This window comes from Pontibacter amylolyticus, assembly GCF_014638845.1.
Lineage (GTDB): Bacteria > Bacteroidota > Bacteroidia > Cytophagales > Hymenobacteraceae > Pontibacter > Pontibacter amylolyticus.
In genome coordinates this window covers 858,843-879,822 of record NZ_BMFP01000001.1, presented here as the reverse complement: position 1 = coordinate 879,822, position 20,980 = coordinate 858,843, and the positions used below count along the sequence as shown (strand labels likewise).

General features: G+C 54.0%; 19 protein-coding genes. 9 read left to right on the top strand and 10 right to left on the bottom strand.

Annotation, left to right across the window (positions count from 1 at the left end):
- The first annotated feature begins 108 nt into the window (after window positions 1-108).
- Window positions 109-792, top strand: coding sequence for a DUF2461 domain-containing protein (locus IEV97_RS03850; protein ID WP_188500162.1), 684 nt, complete (start codon window positions 109-111; stop codon window positions 790-792).
- 77 nt (window positions 793-869) lie between these two features.
- Here IEV97_RS03850 and IEV97_RS03845 read toward each other — a convergent pair whose 3' ends face one another.
- The 5 genes from IEV97_RS03845 to IEV97_RS03825 all read right to left on the bottom strand — a co-directional run bounded on the left by IEV97_RS03845 (window position 870) and on the right by IEV97_RS03825 (window position 5,774).
- On the bottom strand, window positions 870-1,280 hold the full coding sequence (locus tag IEV97_RS03845) for a PH domain-containing protein (RefSeq protein ID WP_188500161.1): 411 nt from the start codon (window positions 1,278-1,280) through the stop codon (window positions 870-872).
- A gap of 63 nt (window positions 1,281-1,343) precedes the next feature.
- Window positions 1,344-1,988 carry a subclass B1 metallo-beta-lactamase gene (gene bla / locus IEV97_RS03840; RefSeq protein WP_229733782.1) on the bottom strand — a complete coding sequence of 215 codons (645 nt, stop codon included), beginning with the start codon at window positions 1,986-1,988 and terminating at the stop codon, window positions 1,344-1,346.
- Between the two features lie 249 nt (window positions 1,989-2,237).
- Window positions 2,238-3,590 (bottom strand): MptA/MptB family glycosyltransferase, encoded by a 1,353-nt coding sequence (locus IEV97_RS03835; RefSeq protein ID WP_188500160.1) that lies wholly within the window; start codon window positions 3,588-3,590, stop codon window positions 2,238-2,240.
- Window positions 3,587-5,062 (bottom strand): cellulose synthase family protein, encoded by a 1,476-nt coding sequence (locus tag IEV97_RS03830; protein WP_188500159.1) that lies wholly within the window; start codon window positions 5,060-5,062, stop codon window positions 3,587-3,589. The genes IEV97_RS03835 and IEV97_RS03830 overlap by 4 nt, the downstream gene beginning before the upstream one ends.
- A gap of 19 nt (window positions 5,063-5,081) precedes the next feature.
- Window positions 5,082-5,774 carry a glycosyltransferase family 2 protein gene (locus tag IEV97_RS03825; RefSeq protein WP_188500158.1) on the bottom strand — a complete coding sequence of 231 codons (693 nt, stop codon included), beginning with the start codon at window positions 5,772-5,774 and terminating at the stop codon, window positions 5,082-5,084.
- Window positions 5,775-5,911: 137 nt separating this feature from the next.
- On the opposite strand from IEV97_RS03825, the gene IEV97_RS03820 reads away from it, so the two are divergent.
- Window positions 5,912-6,400 carry a peroxiredoxin gene (locus IEV97_RS03820; protein ID WP_188500157.1) on the top strand — a complete coding sequence of 163 codons (489 nt, stop codon included), beginning with the start codon at window positions 5,912-5,914 and terminating at the stop codon, window positions 6,398-6,400.
- A gap of 73 nt (window positions 6,401-6,473) precedes the next feature.
- Here IEV97_RS03820 and IEV97_RS03815 read toward each other — a convergent pair whose 3' ends face one another.
- From IEV97_RS03815 to IEV97_RS03795, 5 genes are all read right to left on the bottom strand, one after another.
- A complete protein-coding gene (locus IEV97_RS03815) occupies window positions 6,474-7,055 on the bottom strand; it encodes a hypothetical protein (RefSeq protein ID WP_229733781.1) in 582 nt (193 codons plus the stop codon).
- Between the two features lie 129 nt (window positions 7,056-7,184).
- Window positions 7,185-7,781, bottom strand: coding sequence for a hypothetical protein (locus IEV97_RS03810; protein WP_229733780.1), 597 nt, complete (start codon window positions 7,779-7,781; stop codon window positions 7,185-7,187).
- 145 nt (window positions 7,782-7,926) lie between these two features.
- The gene (locus IEV97_RS03805; RefSeq protein WP_229733779.1) at window positions 7,927-8,118 is read right to left on the bottom strand and encodes a hypothetical protein; all 192 of its coding nucleotides are present in this window, start codon (window positions 8,116-8,118) and stop codon (window positions 7,927-7,929) included.
- Between the two features lie 259 nt (window positions 8,119-8,377).
- A complete protein-coding gene (locus IEV97_RS03800; protein ID WP_188500155.1) occupies window positions 8,378-12,004 on the bottom strand; it encodes a T9SS-dependent M36 family metallopeptidase in 3,627 nt (1,208 codons plus the stop codon).
- 516 nt (window positions 12,005-12,520) lie between these two features.
- Window positions 12,521-13,879, bottom strand: a complete 1,359-nt coding sequence (locus IEV97_RS03795) for a neutral/alkaline non-lysosomal ceramidase N-terminal domain-containing protein (RefSeq protein ID WP_188500154.1) — start codon at window positions 13,877-13,879, stop codon at window positions 12,521-12,523.
- Window positions 13,880-14,116: 237 nt separating this feature from the next.
- On the opposite strand from IEV97_RS03795, the gene IEV97_RS03790 reads away from it, so the two are divergent.
- From IEV97_RS03790 to IEV97_RS03760, 7 genes are all read left to right on the top strand, one after another.
- The gene (locus tag IEV97_RS03790) at window positions 14,117-16,369 is read left to right on the top strand and encodes a Tex family protein (RefSeq protein WP_188500153.1); all 2,253 of its coding nucleotides are present in this window, start codon (window positions 14,117-14,119) and stop codon (window positions 16,367-16,369) included.
- Between the two features lie 162 nt (window positions 16,370-16,531).
- On the top strand, window positions 16,532-17,281 hold the full coding sequence (locus tag IEV97_RS03785) for a YgaP-like transmembrane domain (RefSeq protein ID WP_188500152.1): 750 nt from the start codon (window positions 16,532-16,534) through the stop codon (window positions 17,279-17,281).
- 145 nt (window positions 17,282-17,426) lie between these two features.
- Entirely contained in the window at window positions 17,427-18,038 is a 612-nt protein-coding gene (locus tag IEV97_RS03780) for a hypothetical protein (protein ID WP_229733778.1), read from the top strand.
- Between the two features lie 134 nt (window positions 18,039-18,172).
- The gene (locus tag IEV97_RS03775) at window positions 18,173-19,084 is read left to right on the top strand and encodes a membrane-binding protein (RefSeq protein ID WP_229733777.1); all 912 of its coding nucleotides are present in this window, start codon (window positions 18,173-18,175) and stop codon (window positions 19,082-19,084) included.
- A 103-nt stretch (window positions 19,085-19,187) separates the two neighbouring features.
- The gene (locus IEV97_RS03770; RefSeq protein WP_188500151.1) at window positions 19,188-19,907 is read left to right on the top strand and encodes a head GIN domain-containing protein; all 720 of its coding nucleotides are present in this window, start codon (window positions 19,188-19,190) and stop codon (window positions 19,905-19,907) included.
- A gap of 14 nt (window positions 19,908-19,921) precedes the next feature.
- On the top strand, window positions 19,922-20,515 hold the full coding sequence (locus IEV97_RS03765) for a hypothetical protein (RefSeq protein ID WP_188500150.1): 594 nt from the start codon (window positions 19,922-19,924) through the stop codon (window positions 20,513-20,515).
- 221 nt (window positions 20,516-20,736) lie between these two features.
- A complete protein-coding gene (locus tag IEV97_RS03760) occupies window positions 20,737-20,946 on the top strand; it encodes a DUF1737 domain-containing protein (protein WP_188500149.1) in 210 nt (69 codons plus the stop codon).
- Window positions 20,947-20,980 lie beyond the last annotated feature (34 nt).

The window sequence follows — 20,980 nt, the reverse complement described above, 5'->3', positions numbered from 1 at the left end:
GCTCAGCGCAAAGGTATAAATTGGCTTCCCTGGCAAGGTTACAAACAAAGCTGCCCATCAGGCAGTACAATAGCCAAGGCACCGCTAAAAGCACGACAAGATCAGCCCATGGCAACAACAATAGACAAAAGCACACTGGCCTTTCTGGCCGATCTGACACAGAACAACAACCGCGAGTGGTTTCAGGAAAACAAGAAGCGCTACGATGCCGCCCGCAAGAACTACCTGGATTTTCTGGATGAAATGCTCGAGGAGATGGCGCTGTTTGAACCCGTGGCGATCGGGCAGAAGGGCAAGGACCTGGTGTTTCGCATTTACCGCGACGTGCGCTTCTCTAACGACAAACGCCCGTACAAAGACCACTTCGGGGCTTATGTTGCCGAAGGGGGCCGCAAGTCTATTCTGCCGGGCTACTACCTGCACCTGGCCGCCAACAACAATTCCTTCCTGGCCGGCGGGCTCTGGATGCCACCCGCAGACTACCTGAAAGCCGTGCGCCAGGAAATAGATTACAACCTCGACGGATTGGAACGCATTATCCAGGCGCCTGATTTCAAAAACCGTTTCGGCAGCATACAGGGCGAGCAGCTCAAGACCACCCCAAAGGGCTACGACAAAGACAATCCCGCTATCGAGTACCTCCGCTTCAAGAGCTGGAACGCCACCATGCCGCTACCCGACAAAGTCGTGCTCAGCAAAGACTTTATGAGTACCCTGTTGGAGGGCTTTAAAGCCGTGAAGCCCTTCAATGACTTTCTGACGGAGCCCTTAAGGGATATTGGGGAGGAGTAAGGGGAAGACAATAGCTGAGGCTGAACCGAATCTACAGGTTAAACTTTGGTAGGTTCAGTGATTTTCATCCGCATGACTCACCGTTCTGTTTGGTCCAAAAGCAGGTGGTAAAGCTTTTTCCTTCTGAAAACAATCGTTTTGAGCTTTAGACTTGAGCCATCCTGGAGTTGCAGCACAAGACCATTCGGCACGATCCCAAAGGTATTTGTTCTCTTCACCGCTGTTATTTCGTTTAACGGAATCTCTGTGATGCTGACATGCTGGCGAAGGAGTGTCTTGATGGGCGTGAAAATGAGTTTGGAGTTAGTCGCGGTGATGATTCCACCGGGAGCTAAAAACTCGCTCTTCTCAATAAAGGCCCCGTACCTGGACAGCAGTATGCTCTCTGCCCGCTTTTCACCTTCTTTCGCATCCATGATCGTCGGCTGACAATTAACTGTGTGGACCAGGAGCAAGGCGGTTGCTGAGATTAAGCTTAATGTTTTCATCTGCATTTGGCAGTATCAAAGAAAGGTATAGCTACGAGCAAAAGGGTTCTCTCTATCTATACCTTATTTTTGCTCAAACAGACGCATAGTATAGTCAAGTATTTCAGAGCCGCCCACTTTGCCGTGTCCCGGAATAACATGCTTCACATGTGGGTATGCTGCTTTCAGCTCTGCCACTGTCTTGGGCCAGGCGACCGTGTCAGCATCGGCCAGGTTGCCTTTGCCAGCGCCCATCTCCTTGATCAGGCAGCCGCCAAACATGGCATCTGCCTTCGGAAAGTAGCCTACCACATTGTCATGCGTGTGCCCTTTGCCCGGGTATAGGACCTGCACTTTTTCGCTTCCGATTTCAAAGGTCAGCTCTTGATCAAAACCATTTTCCGGAACGGCACTCTGGTTGGCTTTGGCGAGGGCAATGGTCCTGTGGCTGGCGTAGGTCGGGATGCCGTGCTGCTGGAAAGCCTGCAGTCCGCCGAGGCAGTCTTCGTGAAAGTGCGTGGCGACAACCGCTTTTACCTGGCATCCCAGTTTTTGCTCTACCCAATGGATCAGCTCCAGAGAGGCCTGGTCTGTTGTTGGCGTGTCAAAGATGATGGCTTCCTGCTGATCGATCACTACCATGCCGTTGCACGGTACTTTTCCGAAGCTTTGGGTTTCCAAGAAGGAGAGGTGCTGGTATACCTGATCAGCTATTTTATGAACTTCCAACGTGTTGGAGGTATAACCCTCGCTGTAATTGGCGCCGACATCAGACCTACTTTTGTCAACTGTTAAAGCAGTTTTTTCTTTAGCATCTGTATTTTTTACGACGTTATTGGAAGACTGACAGGAAGGAAGGCTGGTGGCAAGCAGCACAATTGCTAACAGCAAAATGCTGGGTTTACTGCGGGATTTGTCTTGTAGGTAATGATAGGGCCTTTCCATGCTGGTGATTAGTTTCAGGTTTAAAGTTCTTGTCTATTGCGCCACACTCTGCCGGGGCAGGTTCGCGTGCTTTTTCTGCTGGCGGTATAGGTATAGCTCAGCCACCAGCCAGAGCCCCACCAGGGTATACTCCAGCGCCACCAGCCACAGGTTTTCGGTATAGGCGCTAGTGCGGTACGCGGAGTAGCTGAAAATAGCCAGGCAACTCCAAGCTATCGCATAGCGGAAGTGGCTCAGGGTGGTGAGCGCCACCAGCGTGGTGATGTACCAGGGATGCACCGTGGTGGCCAGCAGCAAGTATACCGTAAGGGCAGCCGCCATGTAGCCGGCCAGTCGGCGCACCGAGCCCAGCTTCTTCACCGCCGCCATCGACAGAATAACGACAAGAGTTGCCAGCGAGAGCAGCGGCCCGATCACGGCAATCTGGTTGTAGCCCGTTAAGCGAAAGCCCAGCCAGCGGAGCAGGTAATAGACACTGGCATTGAACTCAAATCGCTGGAAATACAGGTCGATGCTTTGCCAGATATTGCGCAGCACCTCCAGCGAAAGCAGCGGCAGAAAGAACAGTAACAAGACAACGGTCACTACTGCTCCAAAGCCAAGAAAGCGCTTCAAGCCCAGCTTGCGCCACACAACGGGCAGGAACATCAACGGCAACAGCTTGCTGCCAACCGCCAAAGCAAAAGGCACCGCTGCGATGAGATAGCGCTGAAAGTGCAGTTGGTAGAGGAAAAGCAGGAGGAAAAAGATCAGCAGCGCCTCCATGTGCAGATTACCCGTCAGTTCGAGGATGACCAGTGGATTGAGCGCGTAAATATGCACGTAGCGGTCGGGTAGGGCCATGCGGCGCAGGAGACGCAGCAAAAGCAGAATAGAACCCGCCTCGGCAGCCAGAATGACCACCCGCATCACCAAAATACTGCCCGTCAGGCTTTCTGGAGAGAGGGCCGCCGCCAGCCAGAAAACGCCCTGCAGTACCGGTGGGTATACCGAAAAGTAATGCTGGGAATTGAGCTGCAAAAACAGTTCTGCCGTGAGACCAGGTATAGCTTTCGCTTCTTCGCCCACAAAATGTGCCGGCAGGTAGAGGTAAGGGTTTTCACCAGCCAGCAGCAGGCGCCCGTCCCACACAAAACGGAAATAATCGTCGGACAGCGCAGGTATAGCAAACAAAAACAGCAGCCTGAAAAACAAGCCAGCCCCGATGCCGTGCCATACATTCATTTTTTGGTTCGTAACGTAGGCGTAGATGCCGAATGCCAGCAACGTGAGCAGGAGCAACTGCGTGAAGTTCTCGCGTGGCGTCGCGTAACCCAGCGCCAGGTATACGAGGGCCGATATCCCCAGCAGGGTATAGGTTGCTATGTGCTTTCGGGCAAGGGTCATGCGCGGCGGCTATGGTTGAGCGAGTATACGAAAACGGAGCCAAAACCGAGTGTCAGCATCACATGAAAAGGTAGCAAGCCGTAATCCTGCAGTTGAAAGCCCACTACGATGCCGTACCCGAAATAGACAGTCAGCAGCCCCTCCAGCATGGTAAGCGGCTGGAGGCTTGTGATGGCATAGGCGTGCTGGCGCCAGGAATCGCGGCGGTGCTGCAGGTTGTGCTTGGGCGTGCGGATAAAGGGCGTCTTACGGCCCAGGTAGCCCTCCAGCACCGCTACCGTGTTATGCAGCGACATTCCCATCGAAAGCGACAGGAACAGGAAAAACTCAGGTATAAAGCGCCATGCAGTCTGTTTGAAAGAGCCTGTTTGCTGATAAAGCGAAGTCCAGTAAAAAACCACCAAAGCCAGCAGACTGACGATCAGCAGCGAGCCCATTGCAAACAGCAGTTCGAGCCCCGGCACGCTGTGTTTCAGGTATAGCATGGGCAGGCTGAGCAGGGCTGTGAACAGCACGCAGACGAAAATACCGCTGTTGAGCAGGTGAAAAACCGCGTGCAGGCGGGTAGAAAAAGACATGGGCGAGTACAGTACTTTGCCCAAATGTTTGCGAGCGGTCTCGGCAGCGCCTTTGGTCCAGCGATACTGCTGTGACTTGAGCGCCCCCATGGCGGCAGGCAGTTCGGCCGGAGCTTTGACATCCTGCAGGTAGCTGAAATGCCAGCCCCGCAGCTGTGCGCGGTAGCTCAGGTCCAGGTCTTCGGTCAGCGTATCGGACTGCCAGCCGCCAGCGTCCACGATGCAGCTTTTGCGCCACACCCCAGCAGTACCGTTGAAGTTGATAAAGTGCCCGCCGCTGTTGCGCCCGGCCTGCTCCACGGTAAAATGCGCATCCAGCCCGAAGGCCTGCAGCCGGGTGAGGAGCGAATAATCCTGGTTCAGGTGGTCCCAGCGGGTTTGCACCACGCCAATCCGGTCGTGATCGAAAGCAGGTATGGTACGCTTCAGGAAGTCGGGTCGGGGCACGAAGTCAGCGTCGAAGATGACGATAAACTCCCCGGTAGCTTGCTGCAGGCCATACTGCAGGGCACCAGCCTTGTAGCCACTGCGGTCGGGGCGCCGCACGTGCTCCAGGCGCAGGTCGGTGCCAGCGTAGCGGGCGATCTTTTGCCGGATCAGTTCGCTGGTGTCGTCGGTGGAGTCATCGAGTAGTTGGATCTGCAGCAGCTGGCGGGGGTAGTCAAGGGTAGCCACGGCATCGATCAGCCGCTCTACCACATAGCGTTCGTTATAGAGCGGGAGTTGCACCGTTACGGTAGGCCAGGTATAGCTTTCATCAGGTATAGCCTCCGGCACCGTTTTCCGTCGGGTCCAGTAGAGGTAGGTCAGGTGGAGTTGCACCAGGCTGTAGCAAAAGATGAAGGCCAGGCAAAGACCATATACGGCAACAAGAAGAAGCTGGGGAATCGTCATGCGGCGGCGCTGGTTAAGGCTACAGGAGCTTAAATATAGTTAATATAATCTTATACCCTGCCAGCACCGAGCCCTTCACCGTACCCGAGACTTTCGACACGCCGATGCGTCTGCGGTAGTTGACGGGCACTTCCGCATAGCGGATCTTTTGCTTCGCTGCCCGGGCCTGCATCTCCACCGTCCACCCGTAGTTGCGGTCGCGCATGCCCAACTGCTGCAAGGTGCTGAAGCGGATAGCCCGGAAAGGCCCCAGATCGGTATACCGGACGCCATAGAGCCAGCGCAGCAGCGTAGTGGCCAGCCAGTTACCGAAGATCTGCTGCGGCATCAGGGCGCCTGCTTCCCGCTTTCCCAATACCCGCGAACCGATCACCAGGTCCGCCTTCCCCTCCAGAATGGGTTGCACCACCTGCGGCAGTTCGCCGGGGTAGTCCGAGTAGTCGCCGTCGAGGAACACGATGATGTCAGGCAGCTCGTCTGCAGGCTTGTCGGCGACATAGGCTATACCTTTCAGGCAGGCGTTTCCATACCCGGGCCGGGGCTCGTCGAGCACCGTGGCACCGGCTGCCCGGGCTGCTTCGGGGGTGTTGTCCGAGGAATTGTTGTTCACCACGATCACTTCCTGCACCAGGTCGGCAGGTATGTCGCTGATAACGTGTGCGATGGACTTCTCTTCGTTGTAGGCGGGTATGATAACGCTGATTCGGGGCATGCTGCAAATTTGGGCAAAAATATTCTGCTAAGCTATTGAGAGTCAGGTATAGCTTTTGTGGTAATAAGTGTATTACCTTTGCCAATTGAACCTTTCAATACACGAAGGACTTATAGAGGATAGCACTTTTTTTTATTATGGGTAAAGATGTAGTTAAGATTGGAGATAAAGCCCCTGATTTTGAATTGCAGCGATTGGATGGTGGTTTTTTCCGACTTTACGAGTTGTTGAAGAAGAAGAATGTGGTGCTGTACTTCTACCCGAAGGACAGTTCAACGGATTGCACCAAACAAGCCTGCGAGTTCAGGGATCACTACGATACGTTCCAGGACCTGGAGACCGAGATCGTGTGCATCAGCTACGACAAGGCCGACGCCCACAAACGCTTCGAGCGGATGTACCGTCTGCCTTTTACGCTGTTGAGCGATTGCGACGCCCAGATCCGGAATCTGTACGGGGTGCCGCGCAAGTTCGGTATCATGCCGGGCCGTTCCATCTATGTGATCGACAAGAAAGGGGAGGTGCAGTATGTGTTCAACTCGCTGTCCAAGCCGGCTGAGCACGTACAGCAGGTGCTGGAGGTGCTGTATGACATCAACCACGACAGCATAGCGCAGTACGCTTAAGATTTGTAAAACCTTATAAATGAAAAGGCCCGGTGTTGTTCGCACCGGGCCTTTGCTATGCTGTACCTGTTGGTTAAAAGATCAATTCCAGCTTTTTGTCATTGTAAAACTCCACGCTCAGGAAGCCGCGCTGCTTGTTGTACAGAATACGCTTCACGTTTGTCACCTTGCTGGCATCGTTGTTTATCACTTCGTACACATCCGTATAAAGCACATCGTTTACCTCGACAGAAGGGTAGGTAGGCTGGGTAAGGTTTAGTTTGTATTCCCCACGCTTATCCACTGCTAACGCTACTTCTAGGCTGTTTTCACGCTTGAGAAAATAGGTCATGATGCCAGGGTTTTTATCGGTGCTGGTGCTGTTTCTGGCAACATCTTCCATCACACTGTAAGCCTGTATATCAAAGTGGCCGATGCAATTATCCGAAACGTTATAGCCTTCGCCCGGTACCTGCTCCGCTATCAGCGCCGTGTTGGTATACGCTACGGTGTCACCTACCTCGTTCAGAAAGCGGACAGTGTCTCCCCGGTCGTAAACAAGCCATTCCACATCTTTTTCGTCAAATTGGGTAGTGGTGGTGTCGCAATCTTTGCAGGAGGTAAAAAGCAGGGTTGCCAGCATAAATGCGCCTGCCAGTTTAATACGGTGTGTCATTGGGGTGAAATTTGAATGTAATGGTGAATTGTTCCTTTGTTGTAGGTATAGTATACCTACTGGTAAGAGTCGTTTTGGAGGCAAAGCGTTGCAAGCAGGTATAAAAATAAATGTCGCAACTTATTTTAGCTAATTGGAGTCTGCTGGTAGCTCACGGGTAGTTAGCGTAAGGGTACGCTTATTTAAATAGGCAACCTGCAGAAAGCCATGCTCGCGGTTGAACAGGATACGACTCACGCCAGTTGCACTACTATCCGTGTTGACAATATCAAACACATCCTGATAAGTTACACCTCCAACAGGAAGGGAGGCATGGTCAGGCCTATTGATGTCAGGAATGGGAAGCTCGACTCTATCGGCCACTACCAGGCTCACACGGATGGAGTCGGGCATGCGCACGGCAACTACCGTTAGGGCCGGGTAGCGTCGGGCATTATGCTGCATCACGCTGGTGCGGCGGGTGTAGTACTGCTCAATGCAGACATCGGCCGGACCAAAGCCTTCGCCAGGTATAGGATCAGAGTTAATACGAGTATTCGAAAACACGCGAACGGTGTCTGGTCTGTTGCTGTCTACCATGCGGATTTTGTCGCCGGAGTTGTACACGGTCCAGCTGCTGTCGCCGTTTTCAAACTGGGCCACCGTGGTTTCACAGTCGTTGCAGGAGCTCAGCCACAGGGAGGCACCGAACAAAGACAGGTATAGGAATAAGCGAATTGACTTCATACGTTCATCAGGCTATACTGCAAATTAACGAACTTAATTTGGTTGATAGTCTAAAAAACGCAGATTAGCGACTTGGGGTAGATATAAAATAAGAACAGCCGGATAAAAATCCGGCTGTTCTGTTTAACTATTATCGTCACATTACTTACTCACGCACCCTGACCAAAACCGGCACTGGCTTCAGCTCCGGTCTGAACACCAGCCAGAGAATGACCCCCAGGATCGTTCCGGTCATGAACGTCGGAATAACAACCAGTAAGCCCCGCACACCGCGACTTTCTGCGTCGTGGTAAGTCCACACCAGCATAAATACTACCAGTAAAGAATAAATGGCCAAGGTTAGAAAAAAGAGTAAACTTGCTATATCTGGCAAAAACGTTTCCATTATCGAATATTTAAGTAACACAAAATAAGGTATAGATGCCCTACACTTGTTAAACACGTATGTCTGGCCTTTTGTTTATAACTATTTCAATACAATCATAGGAATATAGGTGATATGGAAATGGTATATTGTATTTATTGGGTTGAGTAGGTATAAAAAGACAAAAGCCACCCCGAAAGGGAGTGGCTTTTGCTCTTAGTTTATAGTTAGGCTATTTCCGAATGATCACTTTGTGGGTACTGCTCTGGTCGCCATTCCGCACCGTGAAGTAGTAGATACCGTTGGTCAGATCCTCCAGCGAAAGGCTGGCGCCGCTGCCTGCATCCTCTGCTGAAATTTCGTGCTGTGCCACCTGCTGTCCAAGGGCATTGGCAATGGTTATCAGCACAGGGCCCTTCGCTTTCTCCGCCAGCTTCAGACTGATTCTGTTCTGAGCTGGGTTCGGGAACAGGATTTCACGCGTTTCGGCGGCTTTGGCCGTGAGCACACTGCTCTGCGACAGGCTGCCTGCTTTCAGCACGAGCGTTTCGGTGGTCGCATTGGCATCACCGCCAAATCGGGAGGTAACGTAGGCGGTGCTGCTCACCACAGTCGGGTTCGACACGATGTCCACGTCATCCACATGCCAACCGGTAGCACCTGTGAGAACGTCAGAGCCCATACGGAAACGAATCAGTACGTTCTGCCCTTTGTAGCTGCTCAGGTCCGCAATGGTCTGGATGTAGCCGTTGCTGCCGCCTGTGAAGGCTGGTCCACTGATAGTAGAAGCATTGAGCAGCGGGATTTCGCCGTTGTAGCCGTTCTGGATCATTTTGCTGCCCAGGTTGCTCCAGGTGAGGCCACGGTTGGTGCTGATCTCGACTACACCGCCGTCAAATCCATCTTCGGTGGCGTAGCTGTGCCAGAAGCGAAGTAGCGCATTTTCTCCAACGGCCACAGGCTGCGCCGTGATCAGGTATTGATCGCTGAAGGCGTCCGGATCTACCGCAAACCAAGAGCTTGTACCGCTATGTGGGTTTTTGGTGCTCAGCTGCCAGTCACTCAGCCCAACGCCGCGGGCTGTCTTCCACTTGCCGCCACCGCTCTCCATGTCATCGTGGAAGAACACGGTCGTGCCGGTCCCTTTATTCACACGTACCTTGAAAGTACGCTCAAACGTCTCGCCCTGAGCCATCTTCACTGATTTGAAGGTCACCACACCTTTGGTCAGCCTTGGCGCGTCTGTAGTCGATTCTTGTACGAACACCGTTCCTTCGGGCAGTGGGTTGGTGATCGATACATTGTTCACGGAACCAGCCGTTTCATTTGTCACCGTGATCTTATAAGTCAGTTCTGCCCCGTCAGTTACCGGAGAAGGAGTGGCTTGCAGTTTTATAGCGAACTGTGGCTCGCAGGAAGGTGGCATGTCAAAGGCTTCGGTGCCGTCTGTCAGGTCGTTGTTGCTGCCCTGAGTGGAGCTGTAGCCGAGGCCGCGCTTGGCAAAGGCGCGCCAGATGTGGCACTGGTTGGCACCGCCATTGTTAATGCGGTCGGCAGCCAGGATGGCGTCGCGGGCATCGATGAAGCCGGGGCTGCAAGGCTGCAGTTTCAAGCCGTCCATCACCAGCTGCAGGGCAATGTTGTTGCCGCCTTTGCCATTGTGCAGGTCCGGGTCATAGCCATATTCCTCGATCAGGTTCCAGGTCATATCCCACAGCATGGTAGCCCAGATGAAACCCACCCCGTGCGGCACGGAGATCTCCGGATTGGCGATCATCTTGTAGGTATAAGGGTTGATGCCCATGTCGGTGCTGTAGGGCGCTGGTCGTATACCGTTACCGTCAGTGCCTTCAGACATTACATAAGTGCCGATGCCACGGCGTTGCGCACCCGTGTCACCGTCGCGCATGGTCATCATTAAACCGAAGAAATCGCTCCAGCCCTCGCCGCCCTGCTCAGCGCCTGACAGACACTGCGTGCTTGGGCCACCGGTAAGGCGGGTGGAGATGCCATGGCCGTACTCGTGGGCGATGATGCCGTTGTCAAGGTCACCATCGCGCATCGGAGGTACACCGCCTTCCAGACGCAGCGCGCCGGTCAGACCCTGGTTTAGGGCAGTCTTCAGTTTATCGCCATCGGCCTTGCTGATCATAATGGCCGGAATCAGTACAAGTGCTCCTGTTTCGTCACCGCCCATCGACATGGCCGGACCGTCTATGTTGTTCACGACAATAACCGCCGTGGCACCCGAGGCTTGCGCATTGAGCGCCTTGGAGATGAAAGAGCAATCGCCGCGGTCTATCAGGGCAATATTGCCTGTAATCTCCGACTGATTGTTGAAAGGCAGCGGTACGGAACCAGCCGGTAGCTCAGGAGCGCCGTTGCAACCGTTGGCCGGATCAGCCATCACGATCTTACCGGATACGCCTGTTTCGTCAACTGCCGGACCAAAAGCTGCCTGCACACCGGTATAGGAACCCGCCACTGCGGAAGGAGCTGTGATGTGGAGCAGTTTGGCTGGCACCGAAGAAGTCCAGAGATACATCTGCATGCGACCGGGTACACCGTCCTGCAGCGTCAGGAAATTGGCATTGTTGGTGCCGCCGCCATCTTGTGCCTCCGCCATCACAGCGTCTAGTCCCATGCCTTCACCCGTAAAGTTCTTCTGCTGAAAGTTGCCGCTGGCTTCATCAAAACCATAGAGGTAAAAAAGGTCGTGGATGATGTTGTTCCAGTAAAAGAGGTTGGTAGTGGCCGCCTTTACATAGGTGTCGGGCTCCTTGGAGAGGTCAAGCGGGAAGTCGAAGTTGAGGTTGAAGCCACCATCCGGGCTGGTGCCGGCATTGGCGCCAAGGCGGTCTTCGTAGGCGTGCACGTTGTTGCCCTTTGTGATCGTGTAAGACAGCAGGCCGTCGTTGTGCCAACCCAGTGGCGAGGCAAGCGGGTTCTCTTTGCCCGTCACCAGGGTACGGTCGCCGTGGGTTGGTGTCTCGAAGGGCGCATCGTATACGCGGTATGTTCCGCTGGAGGCAACGGCAGCAGCTGCCACGCTACGCGGTGCGAAAGCCTGGGTATAGAAGTCCTGCTGTGCTTTCAGGCGCTCCGCTTTCGTCGCTACGCGACCTTGTCTGTTCTGCTGCACGATGGCCATTTTCTGGTGCGGGTCGTCCGTCACCACAGGCAGCCCCCAATTGTCATGAATGACCAGGTCCTGCTGCTTGAGCACTTGCCCGGTGGCAGCGTCAATGCGCATGTTCCAGTAGTGCTGGGCATCCGTGTTGTAGATGTCTACTTCCCATGCCAGGCGCACTTCACCATTCGGCATGGGCTGGTAAACCAGTTTGGCAGGTATAGGCTGCAGTGAAATACCGCCATCTGTCAGCACCACAGCCTTGGCGGCGGCAGGCAGTTTGGCGGTAGGAGCTTTGCGTTCTTTTAGTTTGATGGGCTGCTTCGGGGTGAGCTTAAGTGCCATAGCCGCTGCGTTAGCGGCGCGCTCAGGGGAGAGGGCGGCCGCATTGCCCTTGATGGCACCGCGCAGGTTAGGTATGAACCGGTTGCCCATGTTGATCACATTGCCATCACGATCGAGGTTGATGTTGATGTTGGCGTCCACGACTTCAATGCCCTGGTGGCGCTGCCGGAGGTAGATGTGTGTGATGCCGTTGTGCCTGGAAGTATACTGGTCAGTGACCACGTAGTCGGAGAGGTCAGCGGCGTTCAGCTTGTATTCCGCTTTGGTCTGGTCGATGTGCCGCAGGGCTGCGTCGAGGGCAAACTGGGCGTTTACATTACCCGATACGAACAGGAGAATCAATCCAAGTAAAAACAATGGATTGCACGGTAATTTTAGTTTCATAGAGGAGAGTTTAGAATTAGAAATGTTACATATGGTATTCTTTGATGGGGTTTCAAATCAGGTTTTGGTTTGCTTCTTTGTACTATATAAGTATGAGTTACTTTGCATGTACAACATGTTAAAAGAGCGTCATCTACCAGTTTTTGACTGATAATGATGCATTTACGAGGCTTGTTGACTGATGGATTTGTGCGTCACAACATCATTATATAGGCGATTGTATACCTTTTTGCATCTTTGGAAGAATGGGAGGCGGTGTTTTGCGGCAACGGAGATAAGGGTTGCTTTAGCTACCCGTTCTATCTGCCAAGTAGCGGCCCTGAGCGCAGACGGGGAAGGCAGGAAAGGTAATAGGGGAATATAAGCGGACTTGCCTGGGCGAAATCTTGTACTTTTTTAACGCGCAGGATTGGGTATTTAGGATGAGAAACAGGATTAAATTTACTGGTTTGAGGAATGTGCGGAATTAGAATATTGCACCGAAATTGCACAAAAAAACTTAAACATTTTTAAAGCCTAATTGTTGCGACGATCCTTTAGCCGGTAGCTGTGCATTATCTTTCTTAAAATATCCGTCAGATAGCTTCCGCTCTGCGGCCCGTAAAAGTTCATGGACCGGGTTTCATACTTCTTCAATGCATAGTGCCGGTCGGGTGTGATATACCCGATGTAGCCGCCATTGAACCCGGTCATAACCACAGGCTGGCCTTGTTGCTCGAGCAGGGGCAGGAGCTCACCGGAGTAGTCGGCCGGCACGCCCAGCAGCACGGCCTCGCCTAATTGCATGCTATTAATATAGGTGGGGTATTTGCCAAAGAGCCGGTTAAAAAGGAAGGGAGCAAAACGATGGTTGGTGTTCAGGCGCCACTGTGGCTCGGGCAGTTGTAGAGAATGCTTGGCATAACCGAGTTGGGCTGTGTGCTGCAGTTCAACCGTCGGAAGCTTTTCCAGTATGGCTGCTGCCAACGCCTGGCCCACAGCAGCCGTACTCTCAAAGGTGTCGCCATGCGGTGCCACCACAGCCTGACTCCCGACAGCACCTGCCGCAAAAGCAGCAAAGTCCAGGCTTTTTTCCAGCTGGTCCACCAACTCTCCCGGGTAGTCGCGCGAAAGCACCGGATCCATGGACGGCAAAATAGTGGGGTGGGCTGCGAAGGTCGCCAACACGGCTGTTTTACCGGAAGCCTGTTCTATTTTGAAGAACCGAACCGTCGTATCTCTACCCGATAATGAGCCTGTCAGGCGGTTGCGAACCAGCTGAGGCACATAAGCCGTACCGTAGCCGATTCGGGAAACCTGCTTGTTTTGCCGGGCCAACTGGATGCTGTGCTCAATCTGGGCGGTCGTCTGCTGTACCAGTTGCTTGCTATACCTGCCTGCCATTAATCTCCCCACCAGTTTCTGCCCCCATCCCCCGAAACTGCTATGCGTATGGGTGGCGCTGAGGTATACCTGTGCCGGGCGAAGCCCCATTGCAGCGTACTCCTTCTCCAGCGCAGCTGCCACTGTCATAGGGGTAATGAGCATGTCCAGCGCCACGAAAATGACCTCGGTCTGCCCGTTGTCAAACGCGAACGTGCGCACCCACACCGAGTCGTGTACGGTGCTATACCTGAGTCCCCTGCGCTTGCCATAACCAGCTAGCGGCGAACCTATAGGAGGGGTAATGTTCACTTTGGCCCAGCCAACCTGCAGCGAATCAGCCTTACTGGTAACAGGGGGCTGTGCTTCAAGCGCCTGCAGGGTATGGCGGTAATAGTCGGTTTGGGCGTAGGGCGTATGGTCGATGCGCTGCACCGCACAGCTCTGCATGGCGCAAAGCAGCAGGCTGAGCAGCGCCCACAGGCCGATTGTATCGTGTTTCCGGAATCTCAAGCCTGCGAAGGTATAAAAATAATTAGCAAACAGTCCGACAGTCTCTTAGGGGCCTGGGGCAATTTACAGGCCTCAGATGTTTCGCTTTCTGGCAATATCGGTTAAATTTGACGTTCCTTAGACGAGCAGGTATACCTCAAGATAGGGGAAATGTGCGGGCAAATCAGGCAGGGCTGTGTTTATGTCTCCTGCTGCGCGTTTTCCCGCCTTACTTTAGATTACTCTTTACCCAAATACATGGAATTAAACGTTGACCACCTAATCAAGATCGCCACCGAGCTTTCCATCACCATCAAGCAGGTGGAGGCCACGGCAACCTTGCTGGACGAAGGCGCTACCGTGCCTTTCATCTCCCGTTACCGAAAAGAAGCGACCGGTTCGCTCGACGAAGTGCAGGTTGCCGCCGTGCGCGACCGCCTGGAGCAACTGCGCGAACTCGACAAGCGCCGCGAGAGCATCCTGAAATCCATCCGCGACCAGGAAAAGCTGACGCCGGAGCTGGAGGCGCGCATTATGGCCGCAGAGACCATGGCCGTGCTCGAAGACATTTACCTGCCTTACAAACCGAAGCGCCGCACCCGTGCCACCATCGCCCGCGAGAAAGGACTGGAGCCGCTGGCGCAGCGCCTGTTTGAACAGGAAAACTTTGATGTGGCTGCTGAGGCCGCCAACTTTATCTCCGAAGAGAAAGAGGTAAAAGACGCCGAAGAGGCCCTGGCAGGCGCCCGCGACATCATGGCCGAATGGATGAACGAGAATGCCGAGGCGCGTGCCACCATGCGTCAGCTTTTCGAGAAGAAGGGCACGTTCAAGAGCCGCGTGATGATGGGCAAGGAGGAAGAAGGCCAGAAATTCAAGGACTACTTTGACTGGGAAGAACCGATCGAGAAAGCGCCCTCGCACCGCATCCTGGCCATGCGCCGCGGCGAAACTGAAATGGTGCTGCTGCTCAGCGCCCAGCCGGACGAGGAAGAAGCCCTTGAGCGACTGGAACGCATGTTCGTGAAGGGCAACAACGCCGCTGCGCAACAGGTGAAGCTGGCCGCCAAGGATTGCTACAAGCGCATGCTTAAACTCAGCATGGAAACCGAAGTACGCCTGTCATCGAAGAAACGCGCTGACGAAGAAGCCATACGCGTATTCGCCGATAACCTGCGCCAGTTACTACTTTCTTCGCCGCTCGGCCAAATGACAGTGTTGGCTCTCGACCCCGGCTTCAGAACCGGTGTGAAGTCGGTGGTGCTCGACAAGCAGGGTAAGCTGCTGCACAACGAAACGATCTACCCGCACACCGGTCAGCACAAAGAAAGCGAGGCCGCGCAGGCTGTGAGGTATATGGTCACCCGCTTTGAGGTGGAGGCCATTGCCATCGGCAACGGTACCGCCAGTCGCGAAACGGAAGCCTTTGTGAAGAGCCTGAAACTGCCGGCTTCAGTGCAGGTGGTGATGGTGAATGAAAGCGGTGCTTCCATCTACTCCGCTTCGGACGTAGCCCGCGAGGAATTCCCGGATCAGGATGTGACGGTGCGTGGCGCCGTTTCCATCGGCCGCCGCCTGATGGACCCACTGGCCGAACTCGTGAAGATCGATCCGAAGAGCATCGGTGTGGGCCAGTACCAGCACGACGTGGACCAGACCGCCCTGAAGCACTCGCTGGATGACGTGGTGATGAGCTGTGTGAACGCAGTGGGTGTGGAAGTGAACACGGCCAGTAAGCAGTTGCTGACGTACGTGTCAGGTTTAGGCCCATCGCTCGCGCAGAACATTGTAGAGTACCGCAACCAGAACGGACCGTTCCGTACGCGCACCGAACTCAAGAAAGTACCGCGATTAGGCGATAAGGCTTTTGAACAGGCGGCAGGTTTCCTTAGAATCCGCGATGCCAAGAACCCCCTCGACGCCTCGGCCGTGCACCCGGAAAGCTACCCGATCGTGGAGCAGATGGCCAAAGACCTGGGCGTGACCGTGCAGGACCTGATGCAGAATGAAGAGCTGCGCAAGCAGATCAACCTCAAAAACTACGTGACTGATACCGTAGGTTTGCCAACCCTGCAGGACATCATCAGCGAACTGGCCAAACCGGGTCGTGACCCACGCCAGACCTTCGAGGCCTTCAGCTTCACGGAAGGCGTGAACGAGATCAAAGATCTGCGAGAGGGCATGAAACTGCCGGGCCTCGTGACCAATATCACCGCCTTCGGTGCCTTCGTGGACATTGGGGTGCACCAGGACGGACTGGTGCATGTGAGCCATCTGTCAGACCGGTTCGTGACGAACCCGCATGATGTGGTGAAGGTAGGGCAGAAGGTCGACGTGACGGTGCTGGAAGTGGATGTGCCGCGCAAGCGCATCTCCCTGAGCATGAAAGGCGATCCCGCCGCAGCCAGACCGGCAGGAGGTGGCGGCAAGAAAGCCGGCGCCAAACGCGAAGAGGAGCCAGCCAACGATTTTGCGGCGAAACTGGCTATGTTGAAAGGAAAGTTTAAGTAAGCTGTACCTAGAGCAGGTATAGAAAAGCCCCGGCGAACAGCTGGGGCTTTTTGCTTGTATGCCCGGCCACCTGATGGCAGGGAGATATAAACCGCCCGCAGCAACTATAATAGCCCCAACGCACGTATCCATTAAAACGAAATAGAACAAAACCAATAAGCTATGGATACATACAACTCCAATTACTCCAAAATGCTCCAGACAGAGCATATATTCCCACCGGCCTCCGGGTCGAGCCACATCAATGTAAGTCGTCCGGAACGGGTGCTCTCCGCTGTGGGAGGCGCAGCCATGGTCTTGGTAGGGCTTCGCCAATCCGGTACTTCCGGCATCCTCACGGCCTTGGCCGGCGGCGCCCTGCTTTTTAGGGGCTTTACCGGATTTTGCCCAGTCAATCAGATGATCGGTCGCGATACGGCCGAGAACGAGGACATTTCGGTGGACATCATCAAGACCATAACGGTAGAGCGGCCCCGCACGGAGGTATACCAGTTCTGGCGCATGCTTGAGAACCTGCCTAAGTTTATGGAGCACCTCGAAAGCGTGCAGTCCAACGGGCCGCAGCGCTCGCACTGGGTAGCCAAAATTCCGGGAGGTATAGGTACCGTTTCCTGGGATGCGGACATTATCCACGAAAAAGAAAACGAGCTGATTGCCTGGCGCTCGCTGCCCAACTCCGACATAGACAACGCCGGCGAGGTGCGCTTCTCCGATTCACCGGACGGGCACGGCACCATAGTACAGGCTGTTATCTCCTACAGTCCCCCAGCGGGTTCTGTCGGAGGACTAGCTGCCAAAATGCTTAACCCGATGCTCAAAAGTATGGTGGAAAAAGACCTGAAATACTTCAAACGCTACATGGAAACCGGCGAGGAAAAGCACAAACACCACCAGCCGCTCGGCGCTACATGATCGGGCGATAGGTATACAGAATCGATGAAGTTGAAAATAAGCAGGTATGGCTTAGGCTATACCTGCTTTTTTGTGCTATACCTGAATTACTTATTGCTAACTATTGCTTTATTTGCATATCAGAATGTATGATAATGCCCTGAAGATGAATAAAGTATGGAACATTGCTTTGTCGCTGGCTCTGTTGCTGGCCGGTCTGTCCTGCAAGCAGGCACAGGATATCAAGGCGTTTACAGAAGCAAGGTATAGTCTGCAAAGCGTAAAGGAGATCAAGCTCAACGGAATCGACGTAGAGGAGCGCATACAGCAGCGCCGCGGCTTCACGCATGAGGAGGGCGACAGCCTGTTGGCATCTGTCACCAGCAACTCGCTGGAGCTAAGCGCCACCCTGGCACTGCACGTGGCCCTGGAGGAGCAAAGCGAGGAAAAACGAAACCTAACCATCACGCGCCTGAAATGGCTGCTGGAAGTGGAAGGAGAGGATGCGCTGACCGGCACCATCGAGGAGACCCTGGTGCTGCACGAGGGGCTGAACCGGCTGTCGATTGCCACACCTGTGGGGCTGGCCACGGACGGCAACGTGCCCAATTATACAGGCCTCTCGAGGCTGATCACCCTGCTGGGACAGCGGGTGGACATACGCCAACACCTCACCCTCAAGATCAAGCCCACGGTCAAAACGCCAGTCGGCAATATTGAGTCTCCCGCCTTTATCACGGTCAGTAAACCAAGCAGTCTGGTGGCTTTCTTCAGGTAGGCCATAGGTACCCGCCCTGGAAGAACGAAGAGTACAAGTCTGGCAAAGTACTTGCATAGCAAGCCATACCAGCCTCCACTTATTTTTCGTTTTGGATATAGCTGTGTTTATCCACTTACAGAAAGGGACATCCTATGAATCGATTGAACATCATTTGCCTGGCCCTGCTGCTGGCCCTGACTCCGCTTTTTGTGGCCAAGGCAGCAGCAGTTCCTGGCCCGGCACCCTATACAGCCGCCAAAGCCGCCCCCCGCGACGTGATCAGTGAGATCATTGACGTGATCGGGCTGAAGCCGCGCTTTGAGGTGCGCTCTGCCAACATCGAAAATGCCGCCGCCGTGATCTACAACGGCAAGCGCTACATCCTTTACAACGAACATTTCCTGGACGCCATCAACAACGCGGTGCACACCGACTGGGCTGGTGTGAGTATCCTGGCGCATGAGATCGGGCATCACCTAAATGGTCATACCTTGTCGAGCCAGGGCAGCAACCACGCCGATGAACTGGAGGCCGATGAGTTTTCGGGCTTTGTGCTCCGCAAGATGGGGGCCAGTCTGGAGGAGGCACAGGCTGCCATGCAGGTGCTCTCCGATGAAAGGAGCTCTGCCACGCATCCGGGGCGCAGTTACCGGTTGGCGGCAATCAGCAAAGGGTGGGGCAACGCCGACGCCCAGCTAATGGCCAGCGCGAACGGACAGCAGCAACAATCGATGGCAACCAGGAGCCGGTCGCCACAGCAGGCAAGGGAGCAGATGCAGCAGCAGCCAACCAGAGCTAACACCGTCGCGCAGGGACTGGACAGCCGGCTGGTGCTTCGCAAGGTAGTGTTCAACAATGCGCCCGACGAGCAGTTCTTCCTGACCACGCGACTGCAACTCGTGCACATGACCGAAAGGGGCGCCCGCATCATCGGCAAGTTGGCCCGCACCAACAACCGCGATTACCCTTTCTACTTCGAGAGCGACTACCTGCAGGGCTTGTTTGTGACAGACAGCGGCGTGCTCGTTAACCAGCGCGGGCAACGGGTAGGGCACTTCAGCTAAAAATTAGTGGTGGTATCAAATTATTGAGTAGACGGGGCAGGCCGATTTATGCATATGCAGCAGGTTTATCTAACTTGCAACTCTAATTAAGCTGCATAAAACTATGAAATCTACTAATTTTGGGCGCCGGATGCTCCTGCTAATCTTGCCCGTGTTGCTGCTCACCTCCTGCGACGATGAGGATTGTATCCGGGGAAGGGGCGACGTGGAAACCCGGGAGTTTAACCTGGATGCGGTCAGCGGACTGCGCGTGAACGGGGATACCCGCATTTTTGTTAGACGGGGGGCTACGCAGCGGATCGAGGTGCGAGCGCAGCCGAATGTGCTGGATGCGATCAATACCAATGTGTCAAACGGCGTATGGGATCTCAGTTTTGACAGGTGCCTGCGCAGCCACAAGACAGTGGAGGTGCAGATGACGGTAACAGAGCTGAGCAGCGCCGAATTGATCGGCTCGGGGCGCATAGAGCTGCTGGATGAATTTGAAGCAAATGACTTCCGCGCCGTGCTCGATGGCTCCGGCTATCTCCGGATAAATGCCTCGGCTGACAGGGTAACCAGCAGGCTGACCGGTTCGGGCAACATCGACCTGATAGGGGAGGCTGGCGCTCAGGATATCAGCCTGTCCGGCTCGGGCAACGTAAAGTCCTTTGGGATGCGCAGCGAAAGTGCCGGTGTGGCGCTGAGCGGCTCCGGAAATGTGGAAGTAAATGCTGCCAATGAACTGGCCGTTACGATCTCCGGTAGCGGAAACGTGTACTACCAGGGAAACCCAACTATTAACTCAACTATTTCAGGCTCAGGCAAAGTAATCAAGCGCTGAGCAGTATAAAGCATATGATCAAAAAAACAAATTTCCTCCCTTTCGCCCTGTTGCTAGGTATAGCCTTGTTCGCTATTTCGTGCGGCACCAAGAGCGACGTTGATGCTTTTAAGGAAGCGAAGTACAGCCTGTCAGGTATAAATGAAGTGAAGCTGAACGGCGTGAATGTGCTGAACAAAAAGCGGCCCGAGGATTTCTCTTTCAGCGAGGCGGCACTGCTGCTTTCGGCCTTTTCTGACAATGACCTGTCCGCCTACTCCAGCCTGGGGCTGAACGTGGAACTGGACGAGGGCAGCCAGGATCGCAGCATGACCGTGACCAAGCTTAAGTGGCAGCTGCTGCTGGATGGCAAGCAAACGCTGAGCGGCATCGTGGACGAGCCGGTGGAGTTGCGCCACGGATTGAACACCATTAACGTGCGTACCCCTATCAAACTGGCGGAGGAAAACGGCGGTTCCGGACTTAATAACCTGTTGCGACTTGTGGCGATGCTTTCCGAGAAAGAAGGAGGCAGCCGACCGGATATTTTACTACAGATCAAACCCACTATTCAAACCTCGATGGGGCCGATAGAACTGCCTGCCTTTATTGATGTCAAGAAAATGTAAAAAACTAGAATACAATTAGTTGCTATACCTGAACGGGCCGGTCTGCAGATCGGCCCGTTCAGTTTTCAGGGCTTTGAATAGCATCCGGAGGCATCTGGGAGGGGTTCTGTAATTTGTTTTAAAATAATTGTAACATTTACAGTCGTTGAACGTAAGTGGCACGCTCCTTGTTTAAATCACATCTGACAACCATTTGTAAGACCACTAAAACAGGAACGAACATGGAATTCGACGTAATCGAAGCAAAAGACCTACAGGCACTTGTAAGCAGAGTACAGGACTACGTAAAAACAGGATGGGTGCTGAAAGGCGAGGTTTTTGAGAAAGACGGGAGCTATACCCAGGAAGTAGAGCGCCGCGTGGCGGAGCAGCAGAAAAAAACTTCAACACGCCAGAAAAGCTGGATAGCCTGGCCTGTTCTGAACAACTAATCTTTTATAAGGACGTGCTGGCGATTTTACAGTA